The sequence below is a fragment of the Micromonospora sp. DT233 genome (assembly GCF_049841815.1).
Taxonomy (GTDB): domain Bacteria; phylum Actinomycetota; class Actinomycetes; order Mycobacteriales; family Micromonosporaceae; genus Micromonospora.
On record NZ_JBNCLB010000024.1, the window covers coordinates 18,861 to 27,307 of the forward strand.

The window sequence follows — 8,447 nt, forward strand, 5'->3', positions numbered from 1 at the left end:
GCCCCGCCGGCCCCGGCCCCCACGCCCACGCCGGCCTGCACGGCGGCCCCCACGTCGGCCCCTGCCCCGGCCTGCGCGCCCGCGCCCGCACCGACCCCCACGGCCGCGCCCGCGCGGGGCGCCGCGTGCGCGCCGCGCTGGCCGGTGCGCTCGCCCTGGCCGTCGCCCTGCCGGGCTGCGCCGCCGGGCCCGAGCCGGCCGCGCCCGGCGGCGCGGTGCGCGGCCCGCTCACCGTCCTGGCGGCGGCGTCGCTGACCGAGGCGTTCACCCGGCTCGGCAGGGAGTTCGAGGCCACCCACCCCGGCGTCACCGTCACCCTCAGCTTCGCGGGCAGCTCCGCCCTGGCCGCCCAGATCAACCAGGGCGCCCCCGCCGACGTCTTCGCCGCCGCCTCCCCGGCGACCATGCGCCCGGTCACCGCCGCCGGCGACGCCGACGGCGAGCCGGTCGTCTTCGCCCGCAACCAGCTCGTCATCGCCGTGCCGAAGGGCAACCCCGGGGGCGTCACCGGGCTGGCGGACCTCACCCGGGCGGGCACGCGGGTGGCGCTCTGCGCCGCGCAGGTGCCCTGCGGCGCGGCGGCCCGCGCCGCTCTCGACGCCGCCGGCGTGCCGCTCACCCCGGTCACCCTGGAACGGGACGTGCGCGGCGCGCTGTCCAAGGTGCGCCTCGGCGAGGTCGACGCCGCGCTGGTGTACCGCACCGACGCCACCGCCGCGCCGGCCGAGGTGCATGCCGTGGAGTTCCCCGAGTCCGCCGGGGCCGTCAACGACTACCCGATCGTCGCGCTGCGCCGGGCCGGCAACCCGACCGCCGCGCGGGAGTTCGTCGGGTTCGTGCGCGCCGAGCGGGGCCGGGCCGCGCTGACCGCCGCCGGCTTCCAACCACCACGGGCCTGACCCCGGTGGTACGCCGACAGCCCGCCCTGCCGCGCCGCCGCGTACCCGGCCGACGGATGCCCGTGGCCCTCTTCGTCCCGGCCGGCCTCGGGCTGGCCTTCCTCCTGCTGCCCCTGATCGGGCTGCTCGCCCGCACCCCGTGGGCGAGTCTGCCGCAGCGGCTCGCCGCGCCGGGGGTGCTCACCGCGCTGCGGCTGTCGCTGGTCACCGCGACCGTCGCGACGCTGCTCTGCGTCGCCCTCGGCGTACCGGTGGCGTGGTTGTTGGCGCGGGTGGAGTTTCCCGGCCGGCGGCTGGTCCGGGCGCTGGTCACCGTGCCGCTGGTGCTGCCGCCGGTGGTCGGCGGCGTCGCCCTGCTGCTGGTCTTCGGCCGGCGCGGCCTGCTCGGCGGCTGGCTGGACGCCACCTTCGGGATCAGCCTGCCGTTCACCACCGCCGGGGTGGTGCTGGCCGAGGCGTTCGTGGCCATGCCGTTCCTGGTCATCGCCGTCGAGGGGGCCCTGCGCGGCGCGGACCTGCGGTACGAGGAGGCCGCCGCCACCCTGGGGGCCGGGCGGTGGACCATCTTCACCCACGTCACCCTGCCGCTGGTCGCCCCCGGCGTCGCGGCCGGCGCGCTGCTCTGCTGGGCCCGCGCCCTCGGGGAGTTCGGCGCCACCATCACCTTCGCCGGCAACTTCCCCGGCCGGACGCAGACCATGCCGCTGGCCGTGTACCTGGCCCTGGAGACCGACCTGGAGGCCGCGATCGTGCTCAGCCTCGTCCTGCTCACCGTCTCCGTGGCGATCCTCGCCGGGCTCCGCGACCGCTGGACCGCCGCCCCGTGACCGCCGCCGACGCGCCCGCCGCAGGGGTGGCCGGTGCCGCGCCACTGCTGGATGCCCGGCTCGTCGCCGACCGGGGTGGGTTCCACCTGGACGTGGCCCTGCGGGCGGGGGCCGGGGAGGTGGTCGCGCTGCTGGGCCCCAACGGCGCGGGCAAGACCACCGCGCTGCGGGTCCTGGCCGGCCTGCACCCGCTGAGCGCCGGTCACCTCACCCTCGGCGGGACGGACCTCGACCGCCCCGACCGGGGGGTGTGGGTCCCGCCGGAGCGCCGGGCCGTCGGGGTGGTCTTCCAGGACTACCTGCTCTTCCCGCATCTGAACGCCCGCGACAACGTCTCCTTCGGGCCCCGCCGCCGGGGCGCGGACCGGCGGGCCGCCCACGCCGTCGCCGACGCCTGGTTGGCCCGGGTGGGGCTGACCGGGTACGCCCGGCGCAAGCCCCGCCAGCTCTCCGGCGGTCAGGCCCAGCGGGTCGCGCTGGCCCGCGCCCTCGCCGTCGATCCCACCCTGCTGCTGCTCGACGAGCCGTTGGCCGCCCTCGACGCCCGTACCCGCCTGGACACCCGCGCCGAGCTGCACCGGCACCTCGAGGTGCATCCCGGCGCGACGGTGCTGGTCACCCACGACCCGCTCGACGCGCTGGCGCTGGCCGACCGGCTGGTCGTCGTCGAGGGCGGCCGGGTGGTGCAGCAGGGCGACGCCGCCTCGGTCACCGCCCGGCCCCGCACCGACTACGTCGCCCGCCTGGTCGGGCTGAACCTGCACCGGGGCCACGGCGACGGGACCGTGGTCCGGGTCGGCGGGTCGACCCTGACCACAGCCGACCGGGTGGCCGGCGACGCGTTCGTGGCGTTCCCGCCCGCCGCCGTGGCGCTGCACCCGCACGGCCCCGACCGGTCGGGGCAGCCGGCCGAGCCCGACCGGTCCGGTGGCGTCCGGCGGCCCGGGGCCGATCGGCCCGACCCGGCCGGGCGATCCGACGCGGACGGCGGTTTCCGCAACACCTGGCCGGCCACCGTCGAGGGGGTGCACCGGCACGGGGACAACCTGCGCGTGCGGCTCGGCGGGGCGCTCGCCGGGGCCGCCGACCTGACCCCGGCCGCCGCCGCCCGGCTCCGGTTGGTCCCGGGCCAGCGGGTCTGGGCGTCGGTCGGGGCCGCGGAGATTCGCGCGTACCCGGCGGGGGTCGGCGACGGCGGGCCGTGACGGGGCCTGCCCCCGTCCGGGCGGGGACGGGGGCAGGCCGTGGAGTCCGTGCGGCCCGGCGGTGCGGGGCGACGCCGCGACGCCGGGCCGGAGCCGGTCAGCTCGCGGTGCAGGAGGGGGTGCCGGAGGGCGCGGTGCCGGTGCCCTGGAAGCCGAACTCGGTGACCTGGCCGGCGGCGAGCCTGCCGTTGTAGGCCACGTTGGCGAAGCTCACCGTGCCGCTGGTGCCGCTGGCCTGCGAGTTCCACGCGTTGGTGACGGCGGAACCCGAGGGCAGCGTGACGCCGGCCGCCCAGCCGTTGGTGCCCGACGCGCCGGCCGTGACCCGCACGGTCGCCACGAAGCCACCGGCCCAGCTCTGCACGGTCATCGCCGCCGCGCAGCCGGTGCCGGGCGCCGGGGTGGTCGGCGGCGGGGTGGTGGGGCCGGGCGTCGTGGGGCCGGGCGTCGTCGGGCCCGGGGTGGTCGGGCCGGGCGTGCCGCTGTTCAGCGCCTCCAGGACGGCGGTGTACGCCTGCTTCTTGTTGCCGTTGCCGTCGAAGAGCAGTGGGGTGCCGCTGGCGCGCCAGGAGTCGGTGTCGCGGATGCCCCAGACGGTGATGCCGTTGCAGCGGGGCACGGCGAGGCAGTCGTTGGTGACGTTGCGGAAGGCGGTGGCCTGGCTGCTGCCGGAGCCTTCGATGTCGAGCTCGGTGATCTGGACGTCGACGCCGAGGGCGGCGAAGTTCGACAGGGTGGTGCGGTAGTTGCTCGGGTAGGGGGAGCCGCTGTTGAAGTGCGACTGGAAGCCGACGCAGTCGATCGGCACGCCCCGGGACTTGAAGTCGCGGACCATGTTGTAGACGGCCTGGGTCTTGGCCCAGCTCCAGTTGTCGGTGTTGTAGTCGTTGTAGCAGAGCTTCGCGCCGGGATCGGCGGCGCGGGCGGCGCGGAACGCGGCCTCGATCCAGTCGTTTCCGGTGCGCTGGAGGTTGGAGTCGCGCCGGGCGCCGTTGTTGCCGTCGTCGAACGCCTCGTTCACCACGTCCCAGGAGTGGATCTTGCCCCGGTAGTAGGTGGCGACCTGGGTGACGTGGTTGAGCATCGCCGAGCGCAGGGCGCTGCCGGACATGTTCTGCGCCCAGCTCGGCTGCTGCATGTGCCAGGCCAGCGCGTGGCCGCGCACCTGCATGCCGTTGGCGCGGGCGTGGTTGACGATGCGGTCGGCGTTGGAGTAGTTGAACTGGTTCTGGGACGGCTCGGTGGCGTCCCACTTCATCTCGTTCTCGGCGGTGACCATGTTGAACTCGCGGTTCAGGATGCCGACGTAGGTGGAGTCCGACAGCTTGTTCGCCGCCACCGCCGTACCGAAGTAGCGGCCCTGCTCCGCCGCCGAGGTGGCCAGGGTGGTGCCGGCGCTGGCCGAGGTGGCCAGGGCCAGCACGGTGCCGGCGGCGACCGCGGTGACCGCGGCGGTGATCAGCGCCGCGCGTCGACCGGCGCTGGCCCTGCTGCGTCCGCCTTCGTGGACTGCGGGGTTGTTCATGCCTGACTGCCCTCCGATGTGGATCGAAACGTCGCCGCGCGGCCGGCAACATCAGTAAGTTTCGATACACGTTATCGACATGTTTCGGAAACATCTAGGGGCGAGGCGCGCCCTGACCCAGGAAAGCGTCCTCCGAAATTTTCGGTGCCTCGGCGCGCGGCCCTCGGGCGGGCGACGATTCGGCCCGCATCCAGGGGAATCGCCGCAGCCGGAGACCGTCGCCGGCGCTGCCCCCATTACCCCAGCCTCCTAGGATGCCTTAAGCGGCGTGTGCCCCGGCGCACGGCAACCACCCGACCGCCGACGAAGGCGAAAACCCCGACCGCCACAATGGACACGTCCCGGTACGCCGGGCGTCGTTCCGGAAGAGCCGTGGAGGCCGTGCATGAACGGTGAGAGCTGGCGGGTGTCGGGCTACACCGAGGTGCGTCAGCTCGGCTCGAGCACGTCGGGGCGGGTGGTGCTCGCCACCCAGTACACGACCGGCACCCCGGTCGCGGTGAAGTACCTCGTCGACGACCTCGGTGGCGACCCGTCGTTCCGTGACTTCTTCCGCTCCGAGGCCCGACGGCTGGCCGACATCGACGACCCGCACGTCTGCCAGCTCTACGAGTACGTCGAGTCGCCGGTGGGCGCGGCGGTCGTGACGGAGCTGGTCGACGGGGTTCCGCTGCGGCAGTTGCTACGCGCCGGCTGGCCCATCGGGCCCGAGGCCGCGCTGAGCGTGTTCAAGAACTCCCTGGCCGCGCTCGCCGCCGCGCACGAACGGGGGGCGCTGCACCGCGCCTACAAGCCGGAGAACGTGCTGGTCACCGCCCAGGGGTGGAGCAAGCTCGCGGACTTCGGCATCGCCGGACCGGTGGGCCAGGAGTTCGCCGGCACGGTCACCGGCCTGCCCCGCTACCTGGCCCCGGAGCAGTGGACGGGTGCGGCGGCCTCCCCGGCCGGTGACATCTACGCCGCCACGGCCACCCTCTTCGAGTGCCTCACCGGTCGTCCGCCCTACGACGGGCGGAGCCTGCCGACCCTGCGTGACCAGCACGCGCATGCGCCGGTCCGCACCGACCCGGCCCCGCAGCCGCTGCACGACCTGCTGCGCCGGGGGATGGCCAAGCGGTCCGACGAGCGGGCCCAGTCGGCGCAGCTCCTGCTCGCCGAACTGGAGGAGGTCGCCGCCGAGGCGTACGGGGCGGACTGGGAGGAGTACGGCCGCTCCGAGCTGGCTCGACGGGCCGCCCTGCTGGTCGCCTTCTTCCCGTTCTCCGAGCCACCGGCGGGCAGCACCGGCCAGGCCGGCGCGGTTCGCGTGCCGCAGAAGCGCTCGACAGCGGGTCGGGAGATCCGTATGGGCCGGCGCGCGCGCACCGGCCTTGGGCGTCCGGTCCTGGTCGGCGGCGCCCTGGTGACGGTGGTGCTGCTCGGCGGCGTCGGCTACCGGTACGCCGCCACCGACGAGCCCGACCCCGCCACCCCGATGGAGGCCGCCGGTCCGCTCGCGGTCGTGGCGGACCCGAGGCCCAGTTCCGTCGCGCCGCCGCCGCCGGCCAGCCCGACCCCGTCGGCCACGCCGAGTCCTTCCGCCGTGGCGGCGACCTCCGCCAGCGCGACGGCGGCCGCGTCGTCCCGGCCGCCGTCGCCCACGGCGCGGCCCACTACCGCCGCGCCGTCCCCGACGCCCAGGGCCACCGCGTCGGCCGGCGGCACACCGACACCGTCCCCGCCACCGGCGGACGTCACCGCCCCCACGGTCGGCGCGCCGGCCGCCAGGTCGAGCACCCTGACCCCACGGGGCTGCCCGTACGGGGTCACCTCCACGCCGGTCACCGTCACCGTCACCGACGACCGGTCCGCCGCCGCCGGGCTGCGGGTGACGCTGCGGTACACCGTCGGGCAGCAGCCCGCCACGGTGGGCATGTCGTCGGTGGGCGGGGGCGGGTTCCAGGCCACCCTCGGCCCGTTCGACCAGCCCGCCGAGACCGCACAGATCGCACTGCACGTGAGCGCCGTCGACGCCGCCGGCAATTCCGCCGGGCCGGTCGGGCCGGCGTACGTGAGCCTCCGCTCGACCTGCGCCGCGGACTGAGCGCGCGCGGCGCGAGGGCACGGCCGGGTGGTGGCCCCGACCGGCCCGGTGGGTTGCCGGCGCCGTCATCGGTGCCCCCGCGACGCGGCGGTCCGGCAACGCCTACGCTTCACGCTTCCGGTGGGCCGTACGTGGTGCGATGGTGTTTCCGCGCGGGCCAGCCAGGGTAGACCCGCCGGATCCGTTGCGACCCTGGGGTGAGGATTCTTGATGAGAGACAACGTCGGCGACGCCGTGGGGGAGGCCCTGGGTGCGGTGCTGCTCTTCCTGCCCAAGGCCGTCGGGTTCGTGGCGATCCTGGTGGCCGGTTGGCTGATCGCGAAGGCCGTGCTGAAGGTCGTGGGCGCGGTGCTGGAACGGGTCGGGTTCGATCGGGCGGTCGAGCGCGGCGGGATCAAGACCGCGCTGGCCCGGTCCCGGTACGACGCGAGCGACATCGTGGCGAAGCTGGCCTACTACGCGCTGCTGCTGGTGACGTTGCAGCTCGCGTTCGGCATCTGGGGGCCCAACCCGGTTTCGGAGCTGATCGCCGGGGTGGTCGCGTGGCTGCCCCGGGCCTTCGTGGCGATCGTGATCGTGGTGGTCGCCGCGGCGATCGCGCACGCGGTGAAGGACATCATCAGCGGCGCGCTGGGCGGCCTGTCGTACGGGCGGGTGCTGGCGAACGTCGCGTCGGTCTTCATCATCGGCCTGGGCGTCATCGCGGCCCTCGACCAGATCGGTGTGGCGACGGCGGTGACGACGCCGGTGCTGGTGGCGGTGCTGGCGACCATCGGCGGCATCCTCGTCGTCGGCGTCGGCGGCGGGCTGGTGCGTCCGATGCAGAGCCGGTGGGAGTCGTGGCTGAGCCGGGCGGAGCGGGAGTCGCAGACCATCGCGACGCACGCGCGGGCCTACCAGGCGCAGCGGCGCGAGGCGGCGGAGAAGTCGGCGCGCGAGGCGGCGGAGAAGTCGGCGCGCGAGGCGGCGGAGAAGCAGGCGGCCACGGCACCGCCGGCCGACGACGCCGACCGGACGCAGGTCGTGCCGCAGGTCGTGCCGGCGGTGAGGGCCACGGACGCCGACCGGACGCAGGTGGTGCCGAGGGCGACCCCGGGCGACGACGACGTCGACCGCACGCAGATCGTGCCCGCCGTGGCCGGCGGCGACGACGCCGACCGGACGCAGGTGGTCTCCCTGCCGGAGGACGCCACGATGGTCATTCCCCGGCCGGGTGGGGACGCCTCCGCGCGCTGAGCGCGCGCCCTGCCCGTGCCCTGCGGGGCCGGGACGGATCGGATCAGTCGGGCAGCGCGTCGAGGTAGGTCCAGCGGCCGTCGTCGCGGGTGAAGCGACTGTGTTCGGTGAGCGTCCCGGGCCGGCCGGCCTGGCGGTAGTGGGCCCGGAAGGCGACGGTGCCGGTGCTGTCGAAGAGCCCGCCGCGCTCGGTGTCGAGGATGTCCAGCCGGGTCCACCGCTGCCCGGGGTCGAGGCGCAGCCGCGCGGGCCGGGTCGAGGGGTGCCAACTGCGCAGCAGGTAGGCGGTGTCGCCGACGGCGAAGGCGCTGAACCGGGACCGCATCAGGGCCTCGGCGGTCGCCGCTTCCGCCTCGCCCCGGTGCAGGCGGCCGCAGCACGAGGCGTACGGCTGGCCGGTGCCGCAGGGGCACGGGCCGGCCGGGTCGAGGGGTGCGCCGCCACGGTTGGGTCGTTTCGCCACGGGCCCATCCTGCCGCAGCGGCGGTCGGGGTCCGCCTGCGGCTCCGCGTCCGGCCGCCCTCCGCCCGGTGGTCTCCGCGCCACCGGGCGGTCGGGCGGCCCCGGGTGCCCGGCGCGGCGGCTGGCCCCTGGCTGGGTGTGGGTGTGGTGAAGGGCCGGTCCCCGGGTGGGGGCCGGCCCTTCGTGTGGTGCGGTGGTGTGGTGGGTCAG

At 75.9% G+C, this 8,447-nt stretch carries 6 protein-coding genes and 1 pseudogene; 5 read left to right on the forward strand and 2 right to left on the reverse strand.

Features of this window, described 5'->3' with window-relative positions:
- Positions 1 to 125 precede the first annotated feature (125 nt).
- Genes modA through ACLQ2V_RS27725 form a run of 3 tightly spaced genes read left to right on the forward strand, consistent with a single transcriptional unit; the run spans position 126 to position 2,931 of the window.
- Positions 126 to 899 carry a molybdate ABC transporter substrate-binding protein gene (modA, locus tag ACLQ2V_RS27715; protein ID WP_425721588.1) on the forward strand — a complete coding sequence of 258 codons (774 nt, stop codon included), beginning with the start codon at positions 126 to 128 and terminating at the stop codon, positions 897 to 899.
- On the forward strand, positions 896 to 1,726 hold the full coding sequence (locus ACLQ2V_RS27720; RefSeq protein ID WP_425721590.1) for an ABC transporter permease: 831 nt from the start codon (positions 896 to 898) through the stop codon (positions 1,724 to 1,726). The genes modA and ACLQ2V_RS27720 overlap by 4 nt, the downstream gene beginning before the upstream one ends.
- The gene (locus ACLQ2V_RS27725; RefSeq protein ID WP_425721578.1) at positions 1,723 to 2,931 is read left to right on the forward strand and encodes an ABC transporter ATP-binding protein; all 1,209 of its coding nucleotides are present in this window, start codon (positions 1,723 to 1,725) and stop codon (positions 2,929 to 2,931) included. Before ACLQ2V_RS27720 ends, ACLQ2V_RS27725 begins: the two co-directional genes overlap by 4 nt.
- A 97-nt stretch (positions 2,932 to 3,028) precedes the next feature.
- On the opposite strand, the gene ACLQ2V_RS27730 is transcribed toward ACLQ2V_RS27725, so the two are convergent.
- Positions 3,029 to 4,456, reverse strand: a complete 1,428-nt coding sequence (locus ACLQ2V_RS27730; RefSeq protein ID WP_425721580.1) for an endo-1,4-beta-xylanase — start codon at positions 4,454 to 4,456, stop codon at positions 3,029 to 3,031.
- Between the two features lie 385 nt (positions 4,457 to 4,841).
- On the opposite strand from ACLQ2V_RS27730, the gene ACLQ2V_RS27735 reads away from it, so the two are divergent.
- The gene (locus ACLQ2V_RS27735) at positions 4,842 to 6,539 is read left to right on the forward strand and encodes a serine/threonine-protein kinase (RefSeq protein WP_425721582.1); all 1,698 of its coding nucleotides are present in this window, start codon (positions 4,842 to 4,844) and stop codon (positions 6,537 to 6,539) included.
- 210 nt (positions 6,540 to 6,749) lie between these two features.
- Positions 6,750 to 7,395: pseudogene (locus ACLQ2V_RS27740) on the forward strand (mechanosensitive ion channel family protein); the annotation flags it as partial.
- A 423-nt stretch (positions 7,396 to 7,818) separates the two neighbouring features.
- Here the strand turns inward: ACLQ2V_RS27740 and ACLQ2V_RS27745 are convergent.
- A complete protein-coding gene (locus ACLQ2V_RS27745; protein WP_425721584.1) occupies positions 7,819 to 8,238 on the reverse strand; it encodes a YchJ family protein in 420 nt (139 codons plus the stop codon).
- Between the last annotated feature and the right edge of the window lie 209 nt (positions 8,239 to 8,447).

Excerpts from the sequence above, each read along its gene's own strand:
- ACLQ2V_RS27735 (WP_425721582.1), top strand. The coding sequence starts at position 4,842 with ATGAACGGTGAGAGCTGGCGGGTGTCGGGCTACACCGAGGTGCGTCAG.
- ACLQ2V_RS27730 (WP_425721580.1), bottom strand. The coding sequence starts at position 4,456 with ATGAACAACCCCGCAGTCCACGAAGGCGGACGCAGCAGGGCCAGCGCC.